Origin of the sequence: Gordonia sp. WA4-43 (assembly GCF_020520305.1) — a bacterium.
In the GTDB taxonomy this organism is placed as follows: domain Bacteria; phylum Actinomycetota; class Actinomycetes; order Mycobacteriales; family Mycobacteriaceae; genus Gordonia; species Gordonia hongkongensis.
The window spans coordinates 4,648,011-4,674,910 of record NZ_CP084736.1 but is presented as its reverse complement, the minus strand read 5'-3'; the positions used below and the strand labels follow the sequence as shown (position 1 = coordinate 4,674,910).

The following is a 26,900-nucleotide window of genomic DNA, read 5'->3' as shown; positions in this document are numbered from 1 at the left end:
GTTCCGAAAGCTACCCTGTTGTCCATGTCCACGACACTCGAGATCCCCGAACTCCCCCGCGCGTTGCGCGCCCCGGAGCCGGTGATCGTGGTCGGGATGATCGGGTGGGTGGTGGCGACCGTGATCGTCGCCCTCACCGATCTCGGTGGCGACCGCGCGCTGCCGGTGTGCCTGGTGGGCCTGGCCGTCGGTCTGCTCGGGACGACGATCGTCCTCGTCCAGCGCGCCGGTGTCCGACGCGGTGATCGGGGCGCGCAGGAAGGTCTCGACTAGCTTCTGTCCGGTTCAGCCCCGTCCGGTTCTGCGGCCGCGGCGAATTCGTCGACACCGGGTTCGTGTTCGAGGACGCGACCGGGCCCGAAAAGCAGGGCGACGAAGTAGAGGCCGCCCGCCGCGATCAGCCCGAGCACGATCAGGGTCGGCACCCGCGCGTCGTCGGGCGTGACGAGCACGAACAGGGCGACCCCCACCCAGATCAGCGCGGCGACCGCGACCGGCATCTCGAGGCGTCCGAGACTGAACCCACCGGACTTGCGCTCCAGACGCTTTCGGACGACCAGGTACAGCACGACGGTCCCGCCGTAGATGAGCGCGGGCAGGATCGTCGACGCGATGATCAGCTCGATCAGCGCAGCCCCGGGCAGGGCCAGCATCAGCACCACTCCGACGCCGAGGATGAGCAGCGTCGCCGGTACCGGGGTCTGGGTCCGGGGGTTGACCCTGGCCATCAGCCGGTGCGCCGGGAAGCGCCGGTCGCGGGCCATCGCGAAGACCTGCCGGGCGCAGGCCGCCATCACCACCATGCCGGCGCCGAACATCGCGAAGACGATGCAGGCGAGCAGGATTCGCTCGGCGACCGGCCCGAGTTGTTCCCGGATGATCGCGGCGACCGGCGACCCGTCGGCCGTGACCGCCTGAACGTCCTCGATCGCCGTGGTCAGGACGATGAGGAAGACCAGTCCCAGGACCGCGGCGGCCACCACCGATCCGACAATCGCCCGGGGGACGCTGCGGAACGGATCCTTCGCCTCTTCGGCGAGGTTGGCCGCGGAATCGAACCCGACCAGGGTGGTGAGTCCCATGACCATCGCGGCCATCACCCCGCCACCGATCGCCCAGTAGTCCGGTGCACCGGCGGCCACCCCCTCGGACACCAGGTTGCCCGGGTGACCGCTACCGCTGAACACCATCACCGCCGCGAGCACCAGGATCAGGATCGTCACGATCGCCAACTCGACCGCGACCGCGCCGGAGGTGAACAGGCCGAGCAACCGGGTCGAGGCGATCACCAGCACGGCCTGGATGACGAGCACGACAAGGGTGATGACGCGGGCGACGTCCTCGTCCTCGGCCATCCCGGCGAGCGGCATCAGCGCCTGACTGGCCAGCGCGTTGTCCATGGCGACCACGCCGATCGCCAGGTACCAGAAGCTCAGCCAGCCGAAGAACCAGCCGACCTTCGGGTTCGCCAGCCTCGACGCCCACTGATACGACGACCCGCTCAATGCGATCCGGGCGGCGAACTGGGCGACGACCAGCGCGATCAGGGTCTGGCCTACCGCGGCGGCGATCCACAACCAGATCCCGACCGGACCCGCCGTGGTGAGCACGCTGCCGTAGGTGGCGAAGATCCCGACCGCGACGGAGATGAACGCGAAGGAGATCGCGAACACCGCGAACCCGCCGAGCGTCCGGCGCAACTCCGGACGGTAGCCGCTGATGCGGATCTCGTCGGGTGATCCGCTGCCGGCACCCGCCGGGGTGACCACGTCCTCCGCCATGGCGGTCCCTTTCGTCGGGTGGTTACACGAGCAGGTCGTCCAGCCGTTGCGCGATGATCCCGACCGCGTATCCGAGACGTTCGAACGCCTTGTTGGTGGTCTGGCCGTGGTAGTAGCGGTAGTAGATCTGCTGGGCGATCACCCCCGCCCGGAACAGTCCGAACACCTCATACCAGCGCCAGCGTTCCGGTGTCATGTCGAATCCCATGCGCTCGCAGTAGTTCTCGACGAACTCGGCACGACTGAGCATGCCGGGCAGGTGCGTCGGGACACGTCGCATGAGCTGCATGGCATCCGGGTCGTCGGCCTGGATCCAGTAGGCCATCGAACCCGCGACATCCATCAGGGGATCGCCGAGGGTCGCCATCTCCCAGTCCAGGATGCCGATCACCCGCGTGGGATCGTCCTTGTCGAGGACGACGTTGTCGAGCTTGAAGTCGTTGTGGATGACGCAGTTGGCGACGTCGTCGGGCTGGTTGTCGGCCAGCCACGTCATCGTCGACTCGAAGTCGGGCACGTCGTCGGTGTGCGCGTTGCGGAATCGCGCCGACCAGCCCTCGACCTGCCGTCGCACATAACCCGGCCCCTTGCCGAGATCGGCGAGTCCGGTCGTGCTCGGATCGACCGAGTGGACCTCGACCAGGGTGTCGATGAAGTTCAGACAGAGCCGGCGTGCCTGCTCGGCGTCGAGCGGGACGTCGGCGGGCCACTCGGTCCGCGGGATGACACCGTCGATGCGGCCCATCACGTAGAAGTCCGCGCCCAGGACCGACTCGTCGTCGCAGAAGGCGATCATCGGCGCGATGTAGCGGATGGCGGTCGCGAGTTCGGACTGGATCCGGTACTCGCGTGCCATGTCGTGCGCGCCCCGCGCCTTGGTACCCCGGGGCGCCCGGCGCAGGATCAGGTCCCTGGACGGATAGCGCAGCAGGTACGTGAGATTGGAAGCGCCACCGCCGAATTGACGAACTTCCGGCACGGCGTCGAGACCGGTCGGGTCCGCGGCGTTGGCCTCCAGCCACTTGGCCATCGCCTCGACGTCGAATGCATCCTCGGTGCGGACCTCGCCCGCACCGGCCACCTCGTTGGTCATCCTCGTCCCCCGATCAGCGGTACTTGCCGAACTCGATGCGCGCAACCACGTTGCGGTGCACCTCGTCCGGGCCGTCGGCGAGTCGGAGCGACCGCGCGCCCACCCAGGCCTGCGCGAGCGGGAAGTCGTCGGTGAGACCGGCGCCGCCGTGCAACTGGATGGCGAGGTCGATGACGTCGAGTGCCATGTTGGGCACCTCGACCTTGATCTCGCTGACCGCCGACAGGGCTTCGCGGGACATGCCCTGGTCGAGCAACCAGGCCGCGTGGTGGACGAGCAACCGTGACCGGTTGATCGCGATGCGGGCGTCGGCGATGCGCTCGCTGTTGCCGCCGAGCCGGGCGAGTTGCTTGCCGAACGCCTCCCGCGAGAGTGCGCGACGCACACCGAGTTCCAGCGCGCGCTCGGCGAGTCCGATCGCCCGCATGCAGTGGTGCACGCGACCCGGACCGAGCCGGCCCTGGGCGATCTCGAAGGCGCGGCCGGGTCCGAGCAGGATGTTCGACGCCGGGACGCGCACGTTGTCGAAGCTGATCTCGCCGTGGCCGAACGGCTCGTCGAAGTAGCCCATGGTGGTGAGCATCCGGTCCATCGTGACCCCGGGGGCGTCGATCGGGATGAGCACCATCGTGTGCCGCGACTTCCGGTCGGCCTCGGCGTCGGTGACGCCCATGAAGATGAGGACCTTGCAGTCCGGATGGCCGACACCGGTGGAGAACCACTTGGTCCCGTTGATGACGACGTCATCGCCGTCGAGCACGGCGGTCGCGGCCATGTTGGTGGCGTCCGACGACGCGACGGCCGGCTCGGTCATGCAGAAGGCGCTGCGGATCTCCGCGGTCAGAAGGGGTTCGAGCCACTGTTTGCGCTGCTCGTCGGTGCCGTAGCGCAGCAACACCTCCATGTTGCCGGTGTCGGGGGCGTTGCAGTTGAAGATCACCGGCGCGAGCCCGGACGATCCCATCGCCTCCGCGATCGGCGCGTACTCGGAGTTGGTCAACCCGGCGCCGCCGTCGGTGCCGAAGTCGGCGGCGTAGCGGCCGGCGTGCTCGGCGGGCAGGAAAAGGTTCCACAGCCCCTCCGAGCGGGCCTTCTTCTGCAGTTCGGCGATGATCGGCGACGGCGTCCACGGGTTGCCGTTCTCGTCGCGGCGGGTCTTGATGTCCCGATGGATCTCGGGTTCGACCGGCTCGATCTCGGTGGTCACGAAGGTGCGCACGCGTTCGGTGAGTTCGGCCGACCGCGCTGACGGAGAGAAATCCATACCCGACCGTATCGCGATGAACCGATTACTCGTCATCGTTCCGAGCAAACCGGCGCGGCGTCGGGCACCGTCACTTCCAGTAGAGGGTCGTCCGCTCCGGTCCGGCCGTGGTGCTCACCAGTTTCGCGAAGCAGTTGTCCGGGCCGAATCCCTGGGCGCGACACCAGTTGTTGGCCTCGACCGGGCCCGGGAAGGTCGCCGCGGCCACCGTCACCCACCAGCCGCGGTACGAGAACACCGGCCACTCGTCACTCCACAGGAGCCGAACGTCGTTGAACCGCAACCGGAGTGCCAGGAACTCGTCGAGGATGGCCTGGTCGGTCCAGGTCCGCCCCTCGGCGACGAGACCCGGCCGTTTGGAGCTCAGCTGCGCCACCCACCGGTTGTTCAGGTTCGCCACGATGAAGGCCCGATCCGCGTCGGCCTGCAGACGGAGGGCGCTGACGCTGCTCGCCGTCACGTCGGCTCCGGCCGGGAACGACACCCCGGTGGCGGTCGACGACGCGGCCGTTCCCGACTGCGGAGTCGCGAGCTTCGGCGCGGCCCCGGAGGTCGGGCCCTTGTCGCAGTCGACGAGGTAGCGGCCGCCGCCGGCCGCGCTCCCCTGGGCACCGAGCGTGTCCGGCAGCCGGAAGAAGCTCCCGGGCGGATAGGTGAGTTCCATCGTCAGCGCCTCGCCCGCCCCGTCGAGCGAGGGCACCGCGACCGGCGCCCGCTGGAAGTCGAAGTTCCCCGACGCGACGATGCCGCTGCCGTCGGAGATGGTGATGCGTGTCTGCGGCCCGTACAGGACGTCGCCGCCCGGACACTTCGCGGTGACCTTCATCGTCACGCCCAGCCCACCCGCCGACGTGCGGAACGACTGCGGCGTGAACACCGGGGGCGCCCCGCACGGCGTGACGTATTCGGGTTCGCCGCCGTCGGCGGTGTCGGCCTCGCGAGTCGTGCCCGGAACGATGGCCTCCGGACCGGTGGGCGCGAAGCCGGTGATCGTGGTCGCGGTCATCGTGATCAGGCGGTCGCCGACGGCGAACGTCAGCGGCGGACGCGGTTCGGTGACACCCGCGGCGGGGGTGTTGCCGATCGTGGACGGGGGCATCGACCACACCGGCGCACCGCTCACCAGATCCAGGGCGGTCACGCCGCCGTTGGCCATGGGCGCGATGAGGCGTTCGCCGTCGGTGACGGCGTGGCCGGTCGACCCGTAGACCGGCCCGGTCGGAGTCGTCCACAACGTCTGGCCGGAGATGGCATCGACTGCGGTGACAGCGTCGTGCGTCGTCCACACGACTTCACGGTCATCGGCCAGCACGACGGTCGGCGAGGTGTGGGCCGGGAGATCAGTCGTCGTCCAGATCCGCGCGCCGTCCGCGACGTCGGTGTATGCACCGTCGATGAGCACACGCCCGCTCTGAGTCGGAGTCATGACAGCAGCGGACTCCACGCTCATACCCGCCAAGTCGCTGGTGGTGCCGTCCGGCCGGACCACGACGACCGGACCATTCGTCGGTGTGCCGCTTGTCATGCTGCCCGTCACCACGAGGATCGATCCGTCTGGGCGTGGCGCCATCCCGGTCCGGCCCGGACTCGTGAAGATCTCCCGGCCGTCGTCGGCCGAGATGACGGCGACCACGCCGTCGGCGCTGGCGACGAGCTCGTCGGTGGCGATGAACTGCGAGGCGTCGCCGCTCGGAAGCGCTTCGGGCAGGTCGATCGTGCGCCGCCATTCCACGCCTCCTGGTGTCACCTTGTGGAACACGACCTGGCGTTCGTTGCCACCACTGAAATCGCGGACGAAGGCCGCTTTCCCGTTGAACGCGATCCCGAACGCCTGCGGCGGAGCGGGAGCACGGCCGATCTCGCGACCTGTCCGGACGTCGATGAAATACGCGGCGCCCCGACCCAGGCAGGCGATGGTGCTGTCCACGATGGAGTCCGAGCACCCGGACACCAGTTCGCCGAACGACCACTTCCCGCCGGACTCGGCGTCTATCCCGACAAGACGCAGCGCCGGGCCGTCCACCGAGGCGCCGACGTTCACGAGGGTCGCCAAAGTTCTGTCGTCGTGTACCGCACCGAGCGTCATGTAGTTCGACTCGAGCGGTAGCCCGGAGACGTAGGCAGTGCCACCGACCGAACTCGCGTCGACGCTCCAGGCTGGACTCGGCGCGGTCGGGAACGAACCGGTGAGCTGACCGGCGACGAGGTCCGGCGTGTCGTCGGAACCGCCGTCCGACGAGGACACCTTCCACCACACGACGCCCCCGAGGACCAGCGCGAGGACACAGACCAACGCGACGCCCGTGATCAGGTACGCGCGCCGATTGGATCTGCGCGGGTATCCGGGCTGGGGATATCCGGGCTGGGGGTACCCCGGTGGTGGATAACCCGGCGGTGGGTAGCCCGGCGGCGGGTAGCCGTACTGGGGCTGTCCGGGTGGCGACGGATAGCCAGTCGGCGGTTGTTGATACGGCGGTGGTGGGTACTGCGGCGTCGGGCCCGTCTGCGTGGCGGCGTAGGGGTCCGGCGCCGGGGCCTTGTTCAGCGACACCCCCGGGACCACCGTCGGGCGGGCAGGTTGGATCGTCGTCGGCGACTCGTCGCCGTCGGCTGATCCGGGCACGGTCGCGTCATCGTCGGGTGGCCCCGCATTCGACATCCGTCCAGTGAATCCCAGTCCGACGCGGTTCGACTGTCCCCCACCCGGGGGAATTTCGGCGGCCGCTCACGCCGACCGAGCAGCTCCCGCATCTGCACAGCGAGCCCGGGTGCGCCCCGCCGGCTGAGTAGCTCGCGCTCGCCGAGCGACCCCGAGCGACCGTCGAGGCCTTCGTTCGTGACAAACCCACCACTTTTCGACCGGAAATCGAAACGGGTGTGACTGAAGTTCATCACTGTCAACGATCAACGCGCATTCAACGAAATCGACTGCACAGTCGACAATTTCGGGATCTCGAGCCTGTGGAGAAACCTCGAAATCGAACGAATGTTCCGGTACCTTGGAGTCATGCCAGAGCTCGCCACTCTCCTCGATCAGCTCATCGAAACCACACCACCCGCCGATGACCCCACGGGCAGAGCGACGTTCGACGCCCTCGAGACGCTGCGTTTGATCCGCAACACCGTCGACCACCAGATCGTCACCCACACATCGCAACTCGACGAACTCCGTATCGCCCAGAAAGCCGGCAGCACCACCAAGAAGCTGCTGATCGAGTCAGGCCATGCGCCGGCCGCCGCTCTTCGCACCATGCGGAGTGTCGATGCCCTGCCGACGTTGCCGGCCCTGGCGCGTCACGCCGCCGACGGGCGGCTGTCAAGCGAGATCGTCGATGCCATCATTCGTGGAATGAACCAGATCGAGAAGTGCTGCGCCGACGGCATTTCCGATGACGAGCGCTCCGAGTACGAGATCGAGCTCATCGCCCAAGCACTGTCGGGCGCGACACCGGCAGAAGTGCTCAAGTTCGCCCGAGCCGTCGCCAACGGCCTTGCCGACGCTTCCGATACCGGAGTCCCCGCCGCCGCCGACCCATCGCTGAACTCGGTGAACGCCCACACCACCGACGACGGCCGCGTCGAAATCCGGGCCGACCTCACCCAGATCGTCGGCGAGAAGTTCCAGGCCATGATCGACGAACGATCGTGTCCACGGCCCGAACCCGACGGCGCCGAAGATCGTCGCACCGCCGAGCAGCGCCGTGCCGACGCTTTCGAGTTGATCCTCGACCAAGCCGCGATCGGCGCGACCATCGATACCGTCGGAAGTCCACGCACGCAACTGATGCTGACCATCCCCGCCACCGGAGATCTCGCAACGCTGCCGTGGACCGGGACGGTCAGCCATGCCACCGCGAAACAGGTCTCCTGCGACGGATCCCTGACCGAGATCGTCCTCGACAGTGAGGGCGTACCGCTGCAGATGGGTCACACCCGTCGGTTGTATCCGGCGCACCTACGTAAGGCGGTGATCGTCCGCGACGCGTGTTGCGTCAAATGTGGTGCACCACCGTCACATACCCAGGTTCACCACGTCAAGTCGTGGGCCGACGGCGGACCCACCGACCTCGACAACGGCTGTTTGCTGTGTCAGCGCTGCCACACCCAGGTCCACCACCACGGCTGGGACGTCGTGATGGGATTCGACCGTCATCCCTGGCTTGTCCCACCCGCGACCATCGACCCGCACCGCCGACCACTACCCGCCTACAACAGACGCACCATGCGACTCGACGACGCCGCCTGACCGCTGCCGCCACAGACCACCAGACTTTCGCGTAGCACCTTCCGCACCCGGGCCACACCCGGGACCGCATCAGTCCCTTGACAACTCCACAGTGACACCCCAGTCGAATTCACCCCGCTCGCAACCAGGCCGGACCCGGGTCGAAAAGCTAGGCGGGTTGGCGGTCGGTTTCGTGCGGTCGCCGGCGAGGAGTTCCTCGCCATAACCCTGCACGCACTCCGGGTCGGGGCCGGCGAGCGGGAGGCCGGTGAAGAACTTCGCGGCCATGCAGCCGCCGCGGCCGGCGTCGAAATGCGCACACTTAGTGCAGGCGCCGGCGTGCGGTTCGCGCAATTCGGTGAACAGGTCCGCCGTCGGACAGGATGTTCCCGGCGAGGAAGTTCTCGTGGATCGCGAACGGGCACGCGTACACGTCGCCGACCGGGTCGATGAGGCAGACCACGCGTCCCGCACCACACAGATTGAGGCCGGGGAGGCCGCCGCTGGAATCGGAACCGAACGCCGACAGATGGAACGAGATCTCCTCTCCCATCACCGTTGTCGTCATCTCGCGATCGGACTGCGCACCGACGGCATGCGGCGCCCAGCCCAGTTCGGAGAACGCGCGGACGTTGTCGTCGACGGTGACACCGGCCTGCGTGCCGGCGACCAGCGACGAGTACACCGATTTGGGCAGCCGCTTCTTGGCGCGGCGCTGCGCCTCGGTGACGGTCGCGTCCCACCAAATCCTGTGACGAGAACCCGCTCGCCGGGTTCACCCCGCCGCGCGGTAGATCGCCCGCGGAACACCACGGGGCGCGCCGTCGTCAGAACCGGCGCCCCGTCTCCATGAGAGCCAACCGGTCTCCATGTATGGATCAATGAGTAGGAAGAACATGTCTGCCAACCCCTGGGCCCGAAATCCTCGCACAAGCAGGGGGCAATATGAGTCGCATGTCGAACCAAACTGCCCCCGCTTCCGGAGATGTCGCGGCGGATGGTCCGGGTGAACGCGTGACCTATTGCCGGTTCCCGGCGAGACCACCGGAGCCGCGGCGTGATTCGTACCGGAGCAGTATCCAGGTACAGAACACCACCCAGATCGCCCCGAACAACCATCCGGCCACGACGTCCGTGGCCCAGTGCACGGCGAGTTGTATTCGGGTGAGGCCGACGAGGATCGACAGCACGGGGGCGATCACGAGGATCCAGCGATGCGCCCGCACCCAGGGCGAGCAGCGAAACGCGGCGACAGCGAACAGCCCGAACACGACCATCGTCATCATCGCGTGCCCGGAGGGGAACGAGAAGGTGTCGATGTTCAGTAGACGGTCTTCGACGGGTGGCCGGTCCCGCGCGAACGAGTACTTGAGTGCCTGCATCAGACCGTATCCGAAAAGCACTCCGGCGCCGACGAAGACCGCGTCGACCCGGTGCCGGGTCACGGCGAGTGTCACCACGACCGCACATGTCAGCACCAACATCGTCACCGTGTTGCCGAGCACCGTCACCACTTCGGCGATCGAGACCCACGGCTCCGAACGGTTCTCGACCACCCAGTTCAGGATGTTCTCGTCGATCGTCGTCGGAGAGGGGAACATCCCGCCACCCTATCCAGGCGTCGCTCAAGTCGCCCTCAAGTACGCCGCAAGCGTCACCGCCCAGTGTGGTCCTCGAACCCGCCCGACCCGTATCGATGAGGACCCGCACGATGACGACCCACCCCGCCCACACCGCTCACCCGATCCAGCTCCGGCTCCCCGGCCAGGCGGCCGCGCCCGACGGACCGCTCGACCCGTTCATGATGTACGTCCTGCACCACGGATTCCGGCGAGACCTCGCCGACTTCGCCGCCACCGTTCCGGCCACCCCCGTCGACGACGCGGGGACCTGGCGTGCGCTCTCTCGTCGATGGGCGATGTTCGCCCATGCGCTGCACCACCACCACACCGGCGAGGACCTGGAACTGTGGCCGCTGCTGCTCGAGCGGTGCGACAACGCCGAGGCGGAGATCCTGCAGGCGATGGAGGACGAGCACGACGAGATCGATCCGCTACTCGAGGAGTGCGCGGTCGGCTTCGCCCGGATGGCCGAACGCGCCGACGAACAAACCCGGGCCAGCCTCGCGGACGCGCTGCACCGCGCCCAGGAGGTCCTCGGCAGACACTTGGCCCATGAGGAGACCGACGCCATCGCCATCGTGCAGCGCCGCCTGACGCCGCAGGACTGGGACGCCTTCGAGGAGAAGATGAGCAGGCGCGCCGGTCTGGCCGAGACCCTGCGGACGTGCCCGCTGATGGCGAAAGGGCTGACCGGTCCCGACCGCGAGGCGGTCTACGCCCGCATCCCCGCCATCCTGCGGCTGATGATCAGACTCGGCGGACCGAGATTCCGGCGCCTCGACGACCGCGCGTTCTACTACAACCCGCGCTGAACACCGACGGCCGGCGAACTCACCGCGCCAGCGACCGACCGATCACCAGCCGCTGGATCTGGTTGGTGCCCTCGAAGATCTGGGTGATCTTCGCTTCGCGCATGTAGCGCTCGACCGGGAAGTCGCGGGTGTAGCCGTAACCGCCGAACACCTGGACCGCATCGGTGGTGACCTTCATCGCGGCGTCGGTGGCCACCAGTTTGGCGGTCGCCGCCGCTCGCGTGTAGTCGATGCCGGCGTCGCGGCGTCGAGCGGCGTCGAGGTAGGTCGCGCGGGCCGAGTCGACCGCGGCGGCCATGTCAGCGAGCACGAACGACAGCCCCTGGTGATCGATGATCTTGCGGCCGAACGCGGCTCGTTCCTGCGCGTAGTCGACGGCGGCGTCGAGCGCCGCCTGCGCCAGGCCGGTGGCCACCGCAGCGATGCCCAGGCGTCCGGAATCGAGCGCGGAGAAGGCGATCTGCAGCCCCTGCCCCTCCGCCCCCAGCCGGCGTCCCTCCTCGACGAACGCGTCGTCGTAGGTGGCGCCGGTCGTCGGGACCGCGTGCAGGCCCATCTTGTCCTCCGGCTTGCCGAAGCTGAGCCCCTCGGTGTCCCGGGCGACGAAGAAGCAGGACACCCCCTTGGAACCCTCACCGGTGCGGGCGAAGACGTTGTACACATCGGCGATGCCGCCGTGCGTGATCCACGCCTTCGAGCCCGTCATCGAGTAACCGCCGTCGGTCGGTGCGGCGCGGCACGCGAGCGCCGCGGCGTCGGAGCCGGCCTGGGGTTCGCTCAGGCTGTAGGCACCGATCAGCTTGCCGTTCAACAGGTCCGGCAGCCACTGCTGCTTCTGTTCATCGGTGCCGAAGTTGAACAGCGGATGGCAGGCCAGCCCGTGCACGCTGACCGCCACGGCGACCGCAGCCCAGCGCGCGCCGAGCTCCTCGAGCACCTGCAGGTAGACCTCGTACGGCTGGCCCCCGCCGTCCCACTCCGTCGGGTACGGCAGCCCGAGCAATCCCGCCTCACCCAGTTCGGCGAACAACCCGTCCGGGTACCGACGGTCCTTCTCGTGCTGGTCGACGATCGGCGCCATGCGCTTGTCGGCGATGTCGCGGACCAGCGCGATCAGATCGCGCGCCTCGTCGTTGGGGAGCAGGCGATCGACCGGCATTCCAGACCTCCAGGGTTACGAAACTAGTACTCAGGTCTTCTTCACAGTACTATTTCGGGCAGCGTTCGTACAGCGGAAGGGAGCACGCATGGCCACCCAGGGTTTCGCCACCCGCCGACGGGCCGCGCTGTTCGACGCCCTTCTCGAGCTGATCCTGCGTGAGGGGTTCGCGCACCTGTCGATGGGTTCCATCGCGGCCGAACTCCGTTGCTCGAAGTCGACGCTGTACACCCTCGCCGCCAGCAAGGAACAACTGGTCACCGCGACCGTGACGCACTTCTTCCGCAGTGCGACCGAACAGGTCGAGTCACGGGTCGCGGCGTCGTCGAGTCCGCGCGAACGGGTCATCGTCTACCTGGTGGCGGTGGGTGAGGCACTCGCACCGGCCTCGGAGGCGTTCATGCGCGATCTCGACGCGTTCGAACCGGCACGCGCACTGTACGAGCGCAACACCGCGGCGGCATCGTCCCGGGTCCAGGCGCTCATCGCCGACGGGGTGTCGGCCGGCGAGTTCCGCAACGTCGACGCCGCGTTCGCCGCCGACCTCGCCTCATCGATGATGAGCCGGATCCAGCGTCGCGAGGTGTGGGCCGCGACCGGACTCGACGACGCGGCCGCCTACCGCCAGCTCGCGTCGATCCTCACCGCGGGGATCGACGCCGGCCCGGTCGCTCGAGGTGGGTGACACCCGCGTCGTCGACCCACCATTCGACCCGCACTTCCCGTGCGACATCGGGGCCGTCTCCGCCATCGTTGCTGCGCAACGCGATCCACAGTTCGTCGTGTAGCCGAACATCGCCGTGCGGGATCTCGATCCCCCGCGACGCCCCGAAGCGCACCACCGCCGGGTGCGCCCAGCCGACTGCCTCCCCCGGCGCGGACACCGTCGCCGAATACTCCTCGCTCGCGAGCGGCAGGTCGAGCAGCGTGCCCAGCAGGTCGGCGTCGGCCGAGACCACGGTGGGTCCGGCGAGTACCGCCTCGTCGTCGGCCAGCGTCTGCAGGAACCACGGCCGGTCGACGACCACCGCGCGGTCGGCGGTTGTGCCGGCGAGGGTGCGCACCCGCTCGGGCACCTCGACGTCGTGCGCATCGACGATGCCGCTCCGGCACGCCGCGACGACGGCGGCATGCACGGACACCGTTGCGCCCGCACTGATCACACGCTCCCGATCGCCCAGCCGGGTCAGCAGCAGCGTCGCGTCGTCGGCGGAGTCGGGTTCCAGCCGGGCGAGTGTGCCGGCGAGCTCGTCGGCATACGGGTGGTCGAGGGGATCGATGATGTTCTCGAGAACGTCATCCGATGGCGACCGGTACTCCCCCAGCAGCAGACCGTCGATCTCCGCATGGCGTCGTAACCACCACGCGGTGTAGCCCGTCCGGTCGGCGAGCAGCGGCCGGATGCGTTCGTCGGTGGCCATCATGGTCAACGCCTCCGGCCAGCGCCCGTCCTCGATCAAGTCGAGATCCCGCACCGCACTGAGCTTCTCGGGCGCATCCGGGAGGGTGGCCCACCAGTCCTCCTCGTCGGGCAGGTCATGCTCGGGCGCGACGGGCAGGTCGTCGTCGACGGTCACGAAACCCCAGCCGACGCCGATCCGCCGCAGTTCCTCGACGCCGCACTCGGCGACCACCTCGGCGTCGACCACACCGAACGGGTGATCGTCGACCAAGACCTCGAGCAGCGGGCTGCCCGGCAGCAGGAGTTCGTCGGCCGGCCGCAACTCGCCGTCGGCGTCGGGGAGCGCGAGCGCCGAGAGCCACGACGGCACCGGTGCTTCCGGATCGGCCCGCAACACCGCACACACCTCGACGGCGAGCCGGTCATCGTCGGGGCCTGCCGAATCGAAGTCGACATCGTCGACGAGGCTGCGCAGCGCCGGGTCCGAGACTGCCTGCGCGACCGTCAGATCCGCGACGCCGAGTCGGGTCAGCAGTTCGTGGCGCGCCTCGGGATGCACGGTGGGGATCCACCGCATGGGGGTCGAGATCCGGTCACTGACAAAGAGTCCGCGCACCCCGATCGCCGTCCGTCCGTCCGATCTCGGGATCGGCAGGGCGCCGAGTTCCTCCACCTCGCGGCCGGTCGACACCAGGGGCGACAGGGCGTCGTACAGGTCGTGCCACCACGACGGTTCACGGTCGACGCCGACGAGACGTTCGGCGAGCTCCGCGAGCCCGAGCTCCGACACACCCAGCCGGCCCAGCGTCGGGAGATGTTGTGTCAGCGACAGATCCGGGTGGATCAGGTCACCGAACAGGTCGCCGAGGATCTCCGCGAGCCGATCGGTCAGACCCACGAGCATCACCCCGCGCGGTGGCACCAGGTCGGCACCGGCCGCCGCCGGAAGCCACGCGACATCCCGCAGTTCGCGACGAACCGCCTCGATCAGGCGCGCGTCGTCGGGATTACGCGCGAGATGCAGTTCGGGTACCAGCTCGACCCTGCGCACCGGTTCGACGAGCCGCACGAGATCGACGTAACCCGCTGCTGCATCGCCGATCTCGGCACGTGGATGGAGGTGCCGTCGATCCGGCGTGAGTGCCAGGTCGGTGATGCACCGGCATGGCAGGCTGAGTTCGATGTCGGTGGGCGTCGGGGCGCGCAGGACCTCGCCAGCCGCCGCGGGCTCACCGTCGGCGTCGACGAGCCAGCGGGTGCCGCCCCGGGCGACCTCGAGCCATCGGCGCGTCGACGGCAGGTCGGTCGCGTCCGGCGCACCGACGACGGACACCGTCGTCACGACCGCGCGCGCGTCATCGTCGTCGACGTCCGGCCCCGCCGACCGTTCGGCCGACACCTCGACATCACCGACGCTGATCCGTTGCAGCGCAGTCAGTTCGACGACCAGGTCCGGCGCCTGGCCGAGCATGGCGTCGAGGAGCGGGCCGGGTTCCTCGCGGAGGTGCAGGACCACCTCGGCGTCGAAGCCATCGGTCGGCGTCTGATCCGTCGGCCACACCAGCCGCAGCACCGGCACATCGGCGGGCCCGTCGACGGAGATCCCGGCAGCGCGCGCGGCGTCCATCGCGTCCGCTCGGTCGAAGACCACCGACCCACTGCGCGAACGGATCTCGATGCGATCGGCGACCGTCGCGGTGGCGGTGAAGCCGACCCCGAACCGCCCGATCTGCCGGGCGCCCGAGTCGTCCGCGGTCTTCGCCGACACCCGCAACGCGGCGAGTGAACGCACCCCCGCATCGGTCAGCGGGGCGCCGGTGTTGGCGACATGTAACTCGGTGCCGTCCACCCAGACCGCCAGCCGGCCCTCGACACCGGCCGCCGCGGCCGCGTCGGCGGCGTTCGCGGCCAGTTCGGTCAGCAGTCGATCCCGGTAGCCGACGGTCACCAGATCCGCTTCGGCGGCCGCGTCCTCGGCCAACCGGGTCGGCGACGCCGCCCACGCATCCAGGGTCGACGACCGCAATGTCGCGGTGCCGAACGGATCGTCGGTCACGGTCGGTTCGCGCCGGATCAGGTCCGGGCCGGTTCCGCGTCCCGGGAGATCTCGACGACCTCGATCGCGCCGTCGTCGTAGGCGTCGTACGCGGGCGATCCGTTCCCCTTGGGGCCCTGCACGTCCGAGTGCGCACCGCATCCGTATTCGGCCGACACCACGCGCCCGTCGACGGCCAGTTCGTTGGTGCAGGCGCCGAAGCCGGCGCGCAGCGCACCCGCGAGCGGAACGTAGAAACCACAGGTGCAGCACGAGTACGGCGCGGCCTGCGCCATCTCCGAGCCGGGACCGAAGTCGCCGTCGTACCAGCGCTGCGCAGCCTCGGCGCGTCCCTCCGGGCTCAGGAGTCTCTTGCGGCCGAGGCCCAGCTCGCCCGCGACCTGACCGATGTCGTCGGGTTCCACGGACTCGGACTCGAATCGGAACTCGTCGCCGGTGTCGATCTGGTTCGGGACGAGACGCGGGTCGTCAGGTTCGGCGGCGAGCAGATCGCCCGGTGCGAGATCGCCCGACGCGACCCGCTCCGACCACGGCACCCACGGCGGCGCGAGCAGCGAGCCGTCACCGGGAAGCAGCACGACCTCGCTGAGCGTGATCTCGTCGCTGCCCGGGGAACCCGCCAGCACGACGCACCACTGCCAGCCCCGATAGCCCGTGAGCTCGGCATCGAAGTAGTGCGCGGCGGCCCAGTCGCCCTCGGCGACACTGCGCCGGTGCGCGCCGGGCCGCTGACCTTCCTCGAGCAGCGCGGAACGAGCGATGTCGACGGCTGCCAGCAGCCGTTCGGCGTCACCGTGCCGTTCGCCGTCACCAACCTGAGTCACCGCTCCAGTGTGCAATACCGCCGACGTGTGCCACACAACCGACCCGCTTCAAGCGACCACAGTCGGAGATGAGGAACAATCGTCTGCGTGATCCCACGGAGTTCCCGACACGACGAGGGGCGCGGGGCCCCCAGGGGTCCCGCCGACCAGCACCCTCGGCAACCGCCACCCGACGGTCGCGCACGACGCGCCGCGCAGCACCCCGGTTCGACGAACTATCCGGCCGACGAGACGCGGCAGATGCGGACCCGGCGACCGGCGCCGGGATGGGGAGAGCCGCCGTCCGGGCCGGGTCCCGGCCGCAACGCCTACCTCCCCCCGCCGACCCACAATCCGCATCTCCCGCCGCTCGACGACCGCGCCCGTCCGCCGGCCGACGAGGCGACCCGGGCGATGCCGACCGACCACGGGCCCCAGAACGGTGGAAGCCGTACACCCAAGAAGCTGACGGTGATGCGGGTCGCGGCGATGCGGAGTCGCGAGCTGACCGGCAGGGGGATCGGCAAGATCCACCGGGCGGCCACCGCCGACGGCGCCGACCAGTCGGGCCTGACCGCGCTGACGCTGCCGGTGATCGCCAACTTCGCCGCCGACGCCGCGATGGCCGTCGCGCTCGCGAACACGCTGTTCTTCGCCGCCGCGACCGGTGAGTCGAAGACCAATGTGGCCTTGTACCTGGCACTGACGATCGCGCCGTTCGCCCTGATCGCTCCACTCATCGGCCCGCTCCTCGACCGACTGCAGCGCGGCCGGCGGATCGCCATGGCCACAACCTTCGGACTGCGCGTCGTCCTGGCCCTGCTGATCATGGCCAACGTCCAGTGGAACGACGTGACCCAGCAGCTGGAATACGACCCATGGGTGCTCTATCCCTGTGCCCTCGGTCTGCTGGTGCTGTCCAAGTCGTTCGGCGTCCTCAAGTCGGCCGTCACGCCGCGTGTGGTGCCGCCGACCATCGACCTCCCCCGGGTCAATTCACGGCTGACCACCTTCGGCCTCATCGGCGGCACGATCGTGGGCGGCGCGGTCGCCGCAGCCATCGAGTTCCTCCTCGGCCAGCTGCTCCCACTGCATCTGCCCGGCGCGATGGTGTGGCTGGCCGTCGTCGCCGCCGCCGGCGCCTACCTGTGCATGCGCATCCCGGCGTGGGTCGAGTCCACCGAGGGCGAGATCCCGACGACCCTCACCTACCACGGCGAGCCCGCGCGATCGGCCCCCGGCGACTCCGAGCAGCCGACGAGCGCTCGCGACGGCGCGAAGATGATCGCGGCGAAGATGCGCCAGCCACTCGGACGCAAGGTCGTCGCCGGGTTGTGGGGCAACGGCACGATCCGCATCCTGACCGGCTTCCTGACGCTGTTCGTGGCGTTCTACGCCAAGGCCCAGCAGGGCGACGCCTCGGACTGGACCCAGCTGCTCCTCCTCGGCGCGGTCGGCGCCGCCGCCGGCGTCGGCAACATGATCGGCAACGGCGTCGGCACCCGCCTTGAGCTGAAGAACCCGCCGAACATCGTCGTCGGCGCGACCGCCGCCTGCTTCGTCGTCGCGGTCCTGGCCGCCATCTTCGGCAACATCGCCGCGGCCGCCGTGGCAGCCCTGGTCGCCTCCGGCACCAGCGCGATCGGGAAGGTGTGCCTCGACTCGTCCATCCAGGACGACCTGCCCGACGAGTCCCGCGCCTCGGCGTTCGGCCGGTCGGAGACGGTGCTGCAGCTGTCGTGGGTCTTCGGCGCCTCGCTCGGGGTGCTGCTGCCGCCGACCCTGTGGATCGGGTTCACGGTCGTCTCGGTACTGCTCGGCCTCGGGCTGCTGCAGACGGTGATGACCACCCGCGGCAAGTCACTGGTCCCCGGTCTGGGCGGTCGACGCCCCAACCACGCCGCGCCCACCGTCGCCTTCCGCGCGGCAGATGCCCGATCGGCCACCCGGACCGGTCCGGCGGACGCCGACACCCGACCGCACGCCGCGCGGCCCTCGACCGCCCGCATGCCCACCCGGACCCCGTCGACCGCCCCGTTCGAGACCCGGGGTGCGCGCCCGTACAGCCCCGGCGATCACCCGCCGCCCAACCAGACAGGACAACGTCGTCAGTGATCAGCAGTGGTGAGAAGAAGGCTCTGTCGATCATCGCGATCGTCGTCGTGCTGTTCGTCGCGGTGGTGGGGACGTCGGTGTTCCTGCTGACCCGCAACGCGGCGCACGACGATCAGCCCTACCTACACGTCGCGGTCGGCGACGAATTGCACACCGTGGACCCACGCTGGTGGTGCGACCTGATGCTGACCGTGTGCGATCCCGAGATCACCGCGCCGAACGAGACCGTGACGGTGCCGGTGCCGGTGGGTTCGACGATCATGCTGACGGTATCGAGCGAGATCGCGCAGGGTCCGTGGAACCTCGCGGCGGTCTATCAGACTCCGCGCGGGATCGTCGAGGACGAGCAGCAGCAGGGTGCGGACGACACCTTCACCCTGACGCTCCGGTCGGAACCGGACCGGGTGCTGGTCGGGTTCACCGTGATCTCGGCGTCGGCGCGGCTCACCCCCGCCGACGACGTCCTGCCGCGCGGCGAGCTCGCGGTTCAGACCGCGCCCGCCGCGTAGTCGGCCCTAGGAGTCGAGCTCCCGCGCGACGGCACGCACGACTTCGGAGATCCGCTGCGCGGTCTTGCGGTCGGGGTAACGCCCCTTGCGCAGGTCCGGCTGGACCTTGCCCTCGAGCAGGGTGATGAGGTCGGCGACCATCCCGTGCAGTTCGTCGGGGGTGTGCCGCTTCACATCCTTGCGGGCGGCCTCGCGCACGTTCTTGGAGACGCTGGGTGCGGGTTCGAGCACTTTGACGCTCAACGCCTGCGGGCCGCGACGACCGGCGGCCATGCCGAACTCGACGCGTTGGCCCGGCTTGAGCGCCTCGACTCCGTCGGGCAACGCTGCCGAACGGACGTAGACGTCCTCACCGCTCTCCTGGGAGAGGAAGCCGAAGCCCTTGTCCGCGTCGTACCACTTCACCTTGCCGGTCGGCACTGTGCTCACCCTCATCTGTTCTAGATCTGTCGAAAAACGACCCGTCACGACAAAAGACGCCGTCACCCATCTCGCGGCCCGGACGGCGGAAGACCGTGCGAGCCCAGACGGATGCAAGGCGCCTGCTTCGGACCATCCTAGCCAACGCCCCGCCGCGCGGTCACACCATTACCCGGCGGGCACCGATCGCGCGGCGTCGCACCGGCCGGCGTTGCACTACCGTGGCGGGTATGCAGAAGACATCCTCCCCGCGGTTGCTGCAGGCTGCCGGGGTCGTGTTCATGATCGGAATTCTGGCGATCGTGGCGTTGTTCCTGACACCGTTGGTGACCGGCGGCGACACCGCGCCGACCGCCGTCTATCTGCTGACCATGTGCGCACCGCTGGGATTCGTCCTGGGCCTGGTGTACGCACTCCGTGCCGGACGCCGAGCCAGGTGAGGACCGTGACCACAACCATCGACACCACCCCCGATCTCTCCCCCGTCTCCGACGGGCGGGCGCTGCGTGACGCGTACAGCTGTTTCCCGTCGGGCGTCGTGGCGGTGTGTTGCGAACAGCGCGACGGGGATTCGACCACGCTGATCGGAATGGCTGCGAGCTCGTTCACCACCGTCTCGCTCGACCCGCCACTCGTCTCGGTCTGCGTCCAGAACACCTCGACGACCTGGCCGCGGATCCGCACGGCTCCGGCCATCGGGGTCAGCGTGTTCGCCGGCGACCAGATCGAACTCTGCAAGCAACTCGCCGGGTCGTCGGAGCACCGGTTCGACGGCATCACGCCGCTGAGCACCGATCGCGGGGCGGTCTTCGTGCCCGACGCGGCCGCCCACCTGTCGTGCACGATCCACAACGAGATCCAGGCCGGCGACCACACCGTCGTGTTGCTGGAGATCGAGACCTTGCGCGCCGATCCCGACATCGAGCCCCTGGTCTTCCACGCCAGCACCTTCCGCGCCCTGGAGGCGCGCACGGACCCGACCCGGAAGTGAGTCGCCCAGCACCATGAGCACGGTCGGCCTCGGACTGCCGCTGCCCCGCTCCCCGCGGGAAGCAGCGACCTCCGACGCGCCCACCGACGGGCCGTTGCTCGACACCTTCGGTCGGGTCGCCAAGGATCTCCGGGTCTCGGTCACCGACCGCTGCAATCTTCGGTGCTCGTACTGCATGCCGGCCGAGGGCCTCGACTGGATGCCCACCGACCAGGTGCTGTCCACCGACGAACTGATCCGGGTGCTGACCGTCGCCGTGCGCGACCTGGGGATCGAGCGCATCCGGTTCACCGGCGGCGAACCACTGTTGCGCCGCGACCTCGAGGACGTCATCGCCGCCGTCGCGGGCCTCCCGCAGTCACCCGAGATCGCGATGACGACGAACGGACTCGGTCTGCCCCGGCGGGTCGACGGACTGGTCGAGGCCGGCCTCGACCGCATCAACGTCTCGCTGGACACCATCGACCCGGTCCGCTTCGCCGAGATCACGCGCCGGGACCGTCTGACGGATGTGCTCGACGGCCTGGCGGCGGCCCGCCGCGCCGGGCTCGATCCGGTCAAGGTCAACGCCGTGGTGCCCGACCGTGGCGATTTACCCGGAGTCCCCGACCTGCTCGCCTACTGTCTCGAGCACGGCTACGAGTTGCGCATCATCGAGCAGATGCCACTCGACGCCGACCATGCGTGGCAGCGAGCGCAGATGGTGACCGCACAGGAGATCCTCGCGACCCTGCGGAAGCGATTCACCCTGCTGCCCGACCCCACGCCACGTGGGAGCGCTCCGGCCGCCACGTGGCTCGTCGACGGCCACCGCGGCACGCACGGCCCGGCACGGGTCGGGGTGATCGCGTCGGTCACCCGGCCGTTCTGCGGGGACTGCGACCGCACCCGGCTCACCGCGGACGGATCACTGCGCAACTGCCTGTTCGCGACGTCGGAAACCGACGTGCGGCACGCGCTGCGCACCCTCCCCGACGACGAGATCGACGCCGCCCTCGCGCGCCTGTGGCGCGCGAACATGTGGGCCAAGGCGGCCGGCCACGAGGTGAACGCGGCGGGCTTCACCCAACCGGATCGGCCGATGTCGGCGATCGGCGGCTAGGCTCGCGTCCGATGCAGCTCACAGTTCGTTTCTTCGCGGCCGCGCGCGCCGCGGCCGGTGCCGAGGAGAAGGTGATCGACGTCGACCCGTCGACCCCGCTCGGCGCCCTCGAGGGCATCCTCGCCGCCGGAAACCCCTCCCTCGCCACGGTTCTCGAACGCTGCTCGTATCTGCGCGACGAGATCGCGTTCTCCGATCGGACGCATGCGCTCGGCACGTGCACGACACTCGACGTCCTCCCCCCGTTTGCCGGTGGCTGACGACACACCCGGCTTGTGACCTTAGTCACATCACGGCGCGGTAACAGGATGGGCACGGGACGGCCACTAACCCGTTGAACTGGGATGACGGCCGAAGTGGGTCGGAAGACCCGGATCCGGGCCGAAAATCGCTTGCGTCCAAGCAGGTGATTCAGTCCAACGAACGACGTACTGTTCGAAGCGTCCTCCTCGGAGGTCACGACACAGCAACCAAGACATAACGTCCCACCGGCCGCGCCGAGCCTCGTTCCGCCGGTGGGAACGACAAGCAATCTAGGAACGAGGACGGGGGACCCAACCTCATCCCCTGAGACCGGGCACCACACCAGGTGTCCTCGGGGTTAAGTCCCGGAAGTCGCGGCGACCACCACGACGACCCGGGACCGAGCACCTCTCGCTCGAACCCGACAGCTGACTTCGTAGGCGCGTGGAGAGAGGAAACACATACATGTCCGGACGTCATCGCAAGCAGACGACCAGCACGGCCGCCAAGACCATCACCAAGGTCGCCCTCACCGGCGCGGTCCTCGGCGGCGGAGCAGCCCTCCTGGGCACCGGTACCGCCAATGCGGCCACCGACGCCGAGTGGAACCAGGTCGCGCAGTGCGAATCCGGTGGCAACTGGGCCATCTCGACCGGGAACGGCTACCACGGCGGCCTGCAGTTCTCCCCGAGCACCTGGACCGGCCACGGCGGCGGCGAGTTCGCCCCGACCGCCGATCAGGCCTCGCGCGAGGAGCAGATCGTCGTCGCCGAGCGTGTGCTCGGTTCGCAGGGCAAGGGCGCCTGGCCCACCTGTGGCACCGGCCTGTCGGGCTCGACCCCGCGCAGCGCGCCGACCGACACCCCGCGTGAGATCGCCCCGGTGCTCCCCGGCGGCAACGGCAGCGTCGATCTGGCGAAGACCACCGAGGACGTCGCCAACCAGGTCACCGACGCCCTCACTGAGGCCGGCGTCAGCCCCGAGATCAAGAACCTCTGGCAGGCGGCCAAGGACAGCGGCGTCACGCTGAACCAGGATCAGATCAAGCTGTTCAACGACAACAAGCACCTGCTGCCCAACCCCTGATCGCCGCTCGACGCCTGATCTGGGACCCAGACGAAGGGCCCCGCACGATGAACCATCCGTGCGGGGCCCTTTTCCATTGGTTTCGACAAGCTCAACCAGCGGGGGGTCAGCTCAACCAGCGGGGGTCAGCTCAACCAGCGGGGGTCAGCTCAACCAGTGGGGCGGGGTCAGGCCGAGTTGACCCATTCGTCGGTGCCGTCGTCGAAGAACTGGTGTTTCCAGACCGGCAGGCGGGCCTTGACCTCGTCGACGAGGCGCGAGCAGGTATCGAACGCCGCCCGACGATGGTCGGCCGCCACCGCGACCACGAACGCGATGTCGCCGATGACGAGGTCGCCGACCCGGTGGGACACCGCGACCGCGCGCACCCCGTCGACCGCGGAGACCTCCGCGACGACCTCGGCCAGGACCTTCGTCGCCGTGGGATGCCCCGAGTAATGCAGCGCGGTCACGGTGCGGCCGCCGTCGTGGTCGCGGACCGCGCCCACGAACCCGACCACCGCACCGGCTTTGCCGTCGGCGGCGTCGATGACCATCGCCTCGTGGTCGGCCAGCGTGATCGGCTCGTCGACGACCGCGGTGTGCACCACGTGCGAGCCGGCCTCTCGGGTCATCGGTGGTCGCCTCCGCGGATCTGATCGAGCGCGTGGTGGACGACCCCGGCGAGGACGCCGAGCCCGTCGCGGACCCCGCCGGTCGAACCGGGCAGGTTCACGACGAGGGTCGTCCCGGCGATTCCGGCGAGTCCACGTGAGAGGACCGCGGTGGGCACCGTCGGCAGCCCGGCCGAGCGGATGGCGTCGGTCAGACCCGGGATCTCGACGTCGAGGAGCGGGCGGGTCTGTTCCGGAGTCCGGTCCGTGGGCGTCAAACCCGTTCCGCCCGTGGTGATGACTAGGTCGACCTCGGCGTAGATCGCGGCGCGGAGGGCCTCGCCGACCGGCGGGCCGTCGGCGACGACGTCGCACTCGTCGACGGTAAAACCCTGCTCGACCAGCCAGGCCTCGATGATCGGTCCGGACCGGTCTTCGTAGACACCGCTGCTGGCGCGGTTCGACGCGACGACGACGCGCGCGACGCGGGAAGGATTCCGGTCAGTCATGAGCCGGGTCAGACGGTTCGCGGTACCAGTCGCCGGATTTGCCGCCGGTCTTGGCGAGGAGGCGGATGCCGTCCATCTGCGCCCGTCGGTCGACGGCCTTGACCATGTCGTGGAGCGTCAGCCCGGCGACTGCGACCGCGGTCAACGCCTCCATCTCCACACCCGTCTGGCCGGAGGTGGCCACGGTCGCGGTGACCTCGATGGTGTCGGCGCCGATCGCGAAGTCGACCTCCACCGACGACAACGCCAGCTGATGGCACAGCGGGATCAGCTCGTCGGTGCGTTTGGCCGCCATGATCCCGGCGATGCGCGCCGTGGCCAGCACATCTCCTTTGGGCAGCCGCGACTCGCTGAGGAGACCGATCACCTCGGCGGTGGTGTGGAACGTGCCGGCGGCGACGGCGCGACGCTTCGTCGTCGGCTTGGCGCCGACGTCGACCATGCGGGCCGTTCCGGACTCGTCCAGATGACTCAGCCGGGAGCCGCCGGCCGGCCCGGTGTCCCGGGCGTCCGACCCACCTTCGTCAGTCCCGGTGGGCGGCATCGACGTCAGCGGTTGACGATGGTCTTCGACTGCACGAACGGCAGGTCGTCGACCGGAAGCGGGAATTCGGTGTCGCCGAACGGCGACAGCGCACCCGAGATGTGGGTCGCGAGTTCGGAGACCGCGTGCTCGGCGGCATCACCGTTCTCGTCCTGCGGCCAGCCGTTGTCGACGTAGTGCTTCTTGCCCTTGGCAGATTCGACGACCTTGCCGGTGCCGGCCCCCGCTTCGCCGGAGGAGGGTGTTTCAGCGCCAGATTTGTTTGCCACGTCGTGCATTGTGCCATGCCGTTCGAATGAACAAGACCCGTGTCCGGGGCGGAAGTCCCGTGCCGGGGCTAAGGTCGTCCCAACACAGGTCACGCCCCCAGGAGGCGCCCATGGTCGCCCAACCGGTCCAGGTCGCCGGCTACCGGGTGATCACACGGCTGGGGAGCGGCGGAATGGGCACCGTCTACCTGGTCGAGAATCCGCAGCTTCGTCGGCGCGAGGCCCTCAAGGTGATCTCGATAGCCGAGACCGTCGACGAGGAGTTCGCCCGCCGGTTCAGTCGCGAGGCACAGACCGCGGCGGCCCTCGACCATCCGTCGATCGTCACGATCTACCACTACGGCGTCGCCGACGGCGACCCCTGGTTCACGATGGCCTACCTCGACGGCCGCGACCTCCGACGCGCCTCGCTCCGCCCGGACGAGGTGGTGGCTGTCGTCTCCCGGGTCGCCGACGCCCTCGACTACGCACACGAGCACGGCGTGATCCACCGCGACATCAAACCGGGCAACATCATGGTCACGCGCCGCGCGATGGACAACGCCCTCGACCGCGTCGTCGTGCTCGACTTCGGGATCGCGAAGCTCACCACCGCGACCACCTTGACGGCGCCGTCGTCGTTCGTGGGCACCCTCGTCTACGCCGCGCCGGAGATCCTCGACGGCAAACCCGCGGGCCCCGCATCGGATCAGTACGCGCTGGCCTGTACCGCCTACGAATTGCTCTCCGGCGCAACCCCGTTCGATGCCGACACGCAGACCCGTCACATCGTCGCCAAGCTCACAACACGCCCGGCGCCGATCAGCACCCACCGCCCCGAGCTCGCCGCCCTCGATCCCGTCTTCGACCGTGCGCTCGCGCGCGGCCCCCTCGACCGGTACCCCACCTGCGGCGCGTTCGCCGCGGATCTGCGCGCGGCGCTGGGGCGAACCCACTCCGACAACCGGCCACCCGCGCCCGTGGCTGCGACCCAGGTCATCACCCCGCCTCCACCGGCGAAACCGACCCAACCGTGGGTCTCCCCATCCCCCGCGCCCCCGACGCCCTCCCACCGGCGACGGTGGCCGCTCGCCCTCGCCGCGGTCGCCGCGGTCGCGGTGCTGGCCGTCGTCGTCGCGATCGGGGTCCTCACCCTCGGCGGCGGCGATGGCGGGGACGCGTCCGACGCCCCGTCGTCGCCGATCGCGGCGGCCGATGCCGGCGCCCAGCTCAGCGCCGGACTCGGGGCCACGTGTTCGATCCGGGACGGAACCGCCTATTGCTGGGGCGACAACGCGGCCGGCCAACTCGGCGACGGCACGACCGACACCCGCCAGACGCCCACGCCGGTCGCCGATCTCAGCGGCGTCACCGCGATCAGCACCGGTGGACCCAACAGCTGTGCGATCGCCGAGGGACTCGCGTACTGCTGGGGGAACAACGACTACGGGCAGATCGGCGACGGCACGACCGACGCGCGGCTGACGCCGACCCGGGTCGCCGGTCTCGCCGATGTCACCGCCATCTCGACCGCCAACTGGGCCACGTGCGCGATCTCGGCGGGCTCGGCGTACTGCTGGGGCACCAACGACTTCGACCAGCTCGGCGACGGTTCGACCGCAAATCAGTACCGGCCGGTCCGGGTCGCCGGGCTCGACGACGTGACCGCCATCAGCGTCGGCGTGAACTTCACATGTGCCGTCGCAGCCGGCGACGCCTACTGCTGGGGCCTCAACGACAACGGACAGGTCGGCGACGGCACGACCACCAACCGGTCCCGCCCGACCCGGGTCGCCGACCTGGACGGCGCGACGTCGGTCTCGGCGGGCGCCGCGACCGCCTGCGCGATCGCCGGGGCGAGTGCATATTGCTGGGGTGACAACGCGTTCGGCCAACTCGGTGACGGCACCACCTACGGCCGCCGCACGGCCACCCCGGTGTCCGGCCTGGACGGAGTCGAGGCCATCAGCACCGGCACGTCGAACACCACCTGCGCACTCGCGGCCGGGGTCGCGTACTGCTGGGGCGCCAACGCCTGGGGCTCGGTCGGCGACGGCACCCTGACCGACCGGCCGGCACCCACCCGGGTGAACGGATTGTCCGATGTCGGTGCGGTGTCCACCGGCGAACGGACCACCTGCGCGCTCGCGTCGTCATACCTGTGGTGCTGGGGTTTCAACGCCACCGGACAGCTCGGCGTCGGGGGCACCGACGACCGTCTGACCCCCACTCAGGTCACGTTCTAGCGTCGGCTCCGTCATCCGGTTGAAGGGTGCCCCGGACCTTTCCCGGTTCGGTATCGTCCCTGCATACGTCTGCGAGA

General features: G+C 69.3%; 25 protein-coding genes, 1 pseudogene and 1 riboswitch. Of the genes and pseudogenes, 12 read left to right on the top strand and 14 right to left on the bottom strand.

What is annotated here, in order from left to right:
- The first annotated feature begins 24 nt into the window (after window positions 1-24).
- On the top strand, window positions 25-273 hold the full coding sequence (locus LEL84_RS21140; RefSeq protein WP_058251612.1) for a DUF2530 domain-containing protein: 249 nt from the start codon (window positions 25-27) through the stop codon (window positions 271-273).
- Here LEL84_RS21140 and LEL84_RS21135 read toward each other — a convergent pair.
- The 4 genes from LEL84_RS21135 to LEL84_RS21120 form a co-directional block, all read right to left on the bottom strand.
- Entirely contained in the window at window positions 270-1,781 is a 1,512-nt protein-coding gene (locus LEL84_RS21135; protein ID WP_226512716.1) for an APC family permease, read from the bottom strand. The genes LEL84_RS21140 and LEL84_RS21135 overlap by 4 nt on opposite strands.
- 22 nt (window positions 1,782-1,803) lie before the next feature.
- Entirely contained in the window at window positions 1,804-2,874 is a 1,071-nt protein-coding gene (locus LEL84_RS21130) for a phosphotransferase family protein (RefSeq protein WP_226512715.1), read from the bottom strand.
- A gap of 13 nt (window positions 2,875-2,887) precedes the next feature.
- The gene (locus tag LEL84_RS21125; RefSeq protein WP_226514376.1) at window positions 2,888-4,138 is read right to left on the bottom strand and encodes an acyl-CoA dehydrogenase family protein; all 1,251 of its coding nucleotides are present in this window, start codon (window positions 4,136-4,138) and stop codon (window positions 2,888-2,890) included.
- Between the two features lie 70 nt (window positions 4,139-4,208).
- Complete coding sequence (locus LEL84_RS21120) at window positions 4,209-6,797, bottom strand: PQQ-binding-like beta-propeller repeat protein (protein WP_226512714.1); 2,589 nt, start codon at window positions 6,795-6,797, stop codon at window positions 4,209-4,211.
- Window positions 6,798-7,124: 327 nt separating this feature from the next.
- Between LEL84_RS21120 and LEL84_RS21115 the strand changes: the two genes are divergently transcribed.
- Entirely contained in the window at window positions 7,125-8,384 is a 1,260-nt protein-coding gene (locus LEL84_RS21115; RefSeq protein ID WP_226512713.1) for an HNH endonuclease signature motif containing protein, read from the top strand.
- A 156-nt stretch (window positions 8,385-8,540) separates the two neighbouring features.
- Here LEL84_RS21115 and LEL84_RS21110 read toward each other — a convergent pair.
- Both LEL84_RS21110 and LEL84_RS21105 read right to left on the bottom strand, forming a co-directional pair.
- Window positions 8,541-9,111: pseudogene (locus tag LEL84_RS21110) on the bottom strand (SPASM domain-containing protein); the annotation flags it as partial.
- Between the two features lie 271 nt (window positions 9,112-9,382).
- Window positions 9,383-9,964 (bottom strand): phosphatase PAP2 family protein, encoded by a 582-nt coding sequence (locus tag LEL84_RS21105; RefSeq protein ID WP_226512712.1) that lies wholly within the window; start codon window positions 9,962-9,964, stop codon window positions 9,383-9,385.
- Window positions 9,965-10,074: 110 nt separating this feature from the next.
- On the opposite strand from LEL84_RS21105, the gene LEL84_RS21100 reads away from it, so the two are divergent.
- A complete protein-coding gene (locus LEL84_RS21100) occupies window positions 10,075-10,797 on the top strand; it encodes a hemerythrin domain-containing protein (RefSeq protein WP_226512711.1) in 723 nt (240 codons plus the stop codon).
- 19 nt (window positions 10,798-10,816) lie between these two features.
- Here LEL84_RS21100 and LEL84_RS21095 read toward each other — a convergent pair whose 3' ends face one another.
- A complete protein-coding gene (locus tag LEL84_RS21095) occupies window positions 10,817-11,956 on the bottom strand; it encodes an acyl-CoA dehydrogenase family protein (protein WP_058251620.1) in 1,140 nt (379 codons plus the stop codon).
- 88 nt (window positions 11,957-12,044) lie between these two features.
- Between LEL84_RS21095 and LEL84_RS21090 the strand changes: the two genes are divergently transcribed.
- Window positions 12,045-12,641 carry a TetR/AcrR family transcriptional regulator gene (locus LEL84_RS21090; RefSeq protein ID WP_226512710.1) on the top strand — a complete coding sequence of 199 codons (597 nt, stop codon included), beginning with the start codon at window positions 12,045-12,047 and terminating at the stop codon, window positions 12,639-12,641.
- On the opposite strand, the gene LEL84_RS21085 is transcribed toward LEL84_RS21090, so the two are convergent.
- Entirely contained in the window at window positions 12,598-15,414 is a 2,817-nt protein-coding gene (locus LEL84_RS21085) for a sacsin N-terminal ATP-binding-like domain-containing protein (protein ID WP_226512709.1), read from the bottom strand. The genes LEL84_RS21090 and LEL84_RS21085 overlap by 44 nt on opposite strands.
- 17 nt (window positions 15,415-15,431) lie before the next feature.
- A complete protein-coding gene (locus LEL84_RS21080; RefSeq protein ID WP_068971696.1) occupies window positions 15,432-16,238 on the bottom strand; it encodes a DUF3027 domain-containing protein in 807 nt (268 codons plus the stop codon).
- Window positions 16,239-16,325: 87 nt separating this feature from the next.
- Between LEL84_RS21080 and LEL84_RS21075 the strand changes: the two genes are divergently transcribed.
- Together LEL84_RS21075 and LEL84_RS21070 are read left to right on the top strand one after the other, a co-directional pair.
- Window positions 16,326-18,332, top strand: coding sequence for an MFS transporter (locus tag LEL84_RS21075; protein WP_413466885.1), 2,007 nt, complete (start codon window positions 16,326-16,328; stop codon window positions 18,330-18,332).
- Window positions 18,329-18,841, top strand: coding sequence for a DUF2771 family protein (locus LEL84_RS21070; RefSeq protein ID WP_226512708.1), 513 nt, complete (start codon window positions 18,329-18,331; stop codon window positions 18,839-18,841). The genes LEL84_RS21075 and LEL84_RS21070 overlap by 4 nt, the downstream gene beginning before the upstream one ends.
- A 6-nt stretch (window positions 18,842-18,847) precedes the next feature.
- On the opposite strand, the gene LEL84_RS21065 is transcribed toward LEL84_RS21070, so the two are convergent.
- Entirely contained in the window at window positions 18,848-19,261 is a 414-nt protein-coding gene (locus LEL84_RS21065) for a cold-shock protein (RefSeq protein WP_004020198.1), read from the bottom strand.
- Window positions 19,262-19,491: 230 nt separating this feature from the next.
- Between LEL84_RS21065 and LEL84_RS21060 the strand changes: the two genes are divergently transcribed.
- The 5 genes from LEL84_RS21060 (at window position 19,492) to LEL84_RS21040 (ending at window position 22,683) form a co-directional block, all read left to right on the top strand.
- Window positions 19,492-19,701: a hypothetical protein gene (locus tag LEL84_RS21060; RefSeq protein ID WP_058251626.1), complete on the top strand. Its 210-nt coding sequence runs from the start codon at window positions 19,492-19,494 to the stop codon at window positions 19,699-19,701.
- A 5-nt stretch (window positions 19,702-19,706) separates the two neighbouring features.
- The gene (locus tag LEL84_RS21055) at window positions 19,707-20,252 is read left to right on the top strand and encodes a flavin reductase family protein (protein WP_058251687.1); all 546 of its coding nucleotides are present in this window, start codon (window positions 19,707-19,709) and stop codon (window positions 20,250-20,252) included.
- Window positions 20,253-20,265: 13 nt separating this feature from the next.
- On the top strand, window positions 20,266-21,354 hold the full coding sequence (moaA, locus tag LEL84_RS21050; protein WP_165630414.1) for a GTP 3',8-cyclase MoaA: 1,089 nt from the start codon (window positions 20,266-20,268) through the stop codon (window positions 21,352-21,354).
- Window positions 21,355-21,365: 11 nt separating this feature from the next.
- Window positions 21,366-21,614 (top strand): MoaD/ThiS family protein, encoded by a 249-nt coding sequence (locus LEL84_RS21045; RefSeq protein ID WP_165630415.1) that lies wholly within the window; start codon window positions 21,366-21,368, stop codon window positions 21,612-21,614.
- Window positions 21,615-21,839: 225 nt separating this feature from the next.
- Window positions 21,840-22,056, top strand: a riboswitch (cyclic di-AMP (ydaO/yuaA leader).
- 6 nt (window positions 22,057-22,062) lie between these two features.
- Complete coding sequence (locus LEL84_RS21040) at window positions 22,063-22,683, top strand: transglycosylase family protein (RefSeq protein WP_165630416.1); 621 nt, start codon at window positions 22,063-22,065, stop codon at window positions 22,681-22,683.
- A gap of 167 nt (window positions 22,684-22,850) precedes the next feature.
- On the opposite strand, the gene LEL84_RS21035 is transcribed toward LEL84_RS21040, so the two are convergent.
- From LEL84_RS21035 to LEL84_RS21020, 4 genes are read right to left on the bottom strand one after another with little or no spacing between them, the layout of a single operon-like run.
- Entirely contained in the window at window positions 22,851-23,297 is a 447-nt protein-coding gene (locus LEL84_RS21035) for a molybdenum cofactor biosynthesis protein MoaE (RefSeq protein ID WP_065631944.1), read from the bottom strand.
- Window positions 23,294-23,785, bottom strand: a complete 492-nt coding sequence (locus LEL84_RS21030; protein WP_068971701.1) for a molybdenum cofactor biosynthesis protein B — start codon at window positions 23,783-23,785, stop codon at window positions 23,294-23,296. Before LEL84_RS21030 ends, LEL84_RS21035 begins: the two co-directional genes overlap by 4 nt.
- Complete coding sequence (moaC, locus tag LEL84_RS21025; protein ID WP_058251632.1) at window positions 23,778-24,329, bottom strand: cyclic pyranopterin monophosphate synthase MoaC; 552 nt, start codon at window positions 24,327-24,329, stop codon at window positions 23,778-23,780. Before moaC ends, LEL84_RS21030 begins: the two co-directional genes overlap by 8 nt.
- A 5-nt stretch (window positions 24,330-24,334) precedes the next feature.
- Window positions 24,335-24,607, bottom strand: coding sequence for a hypothetical protein (locus tag LEL84_RS21020; RefSeq protein ID WP_058251633.1), 273 nt, complete (start codon window positions 24,605-24,607; stop codon window positions 24,335-24,337).
- Between the two features lie 101 nt (window positions 24,608-24,708).
- Here LEL84_RS21020 and LEL84_RS21015 point away from each other — a divergent pair, with 101 nt between their 5' ends.
- Window positions 24,709-26,823, top strand: a complete 2,115-nt coding sequence (locus LEL84_RS21015; RefSeq protein WP_226512707.1) for a protein kinase domain-containing protein — start codon at window positions 24,709-24,711, stop codon at window positions 26,821-26,823.
- Window positions 26,824-26,900: the final 77 nt, after the last annotated feature.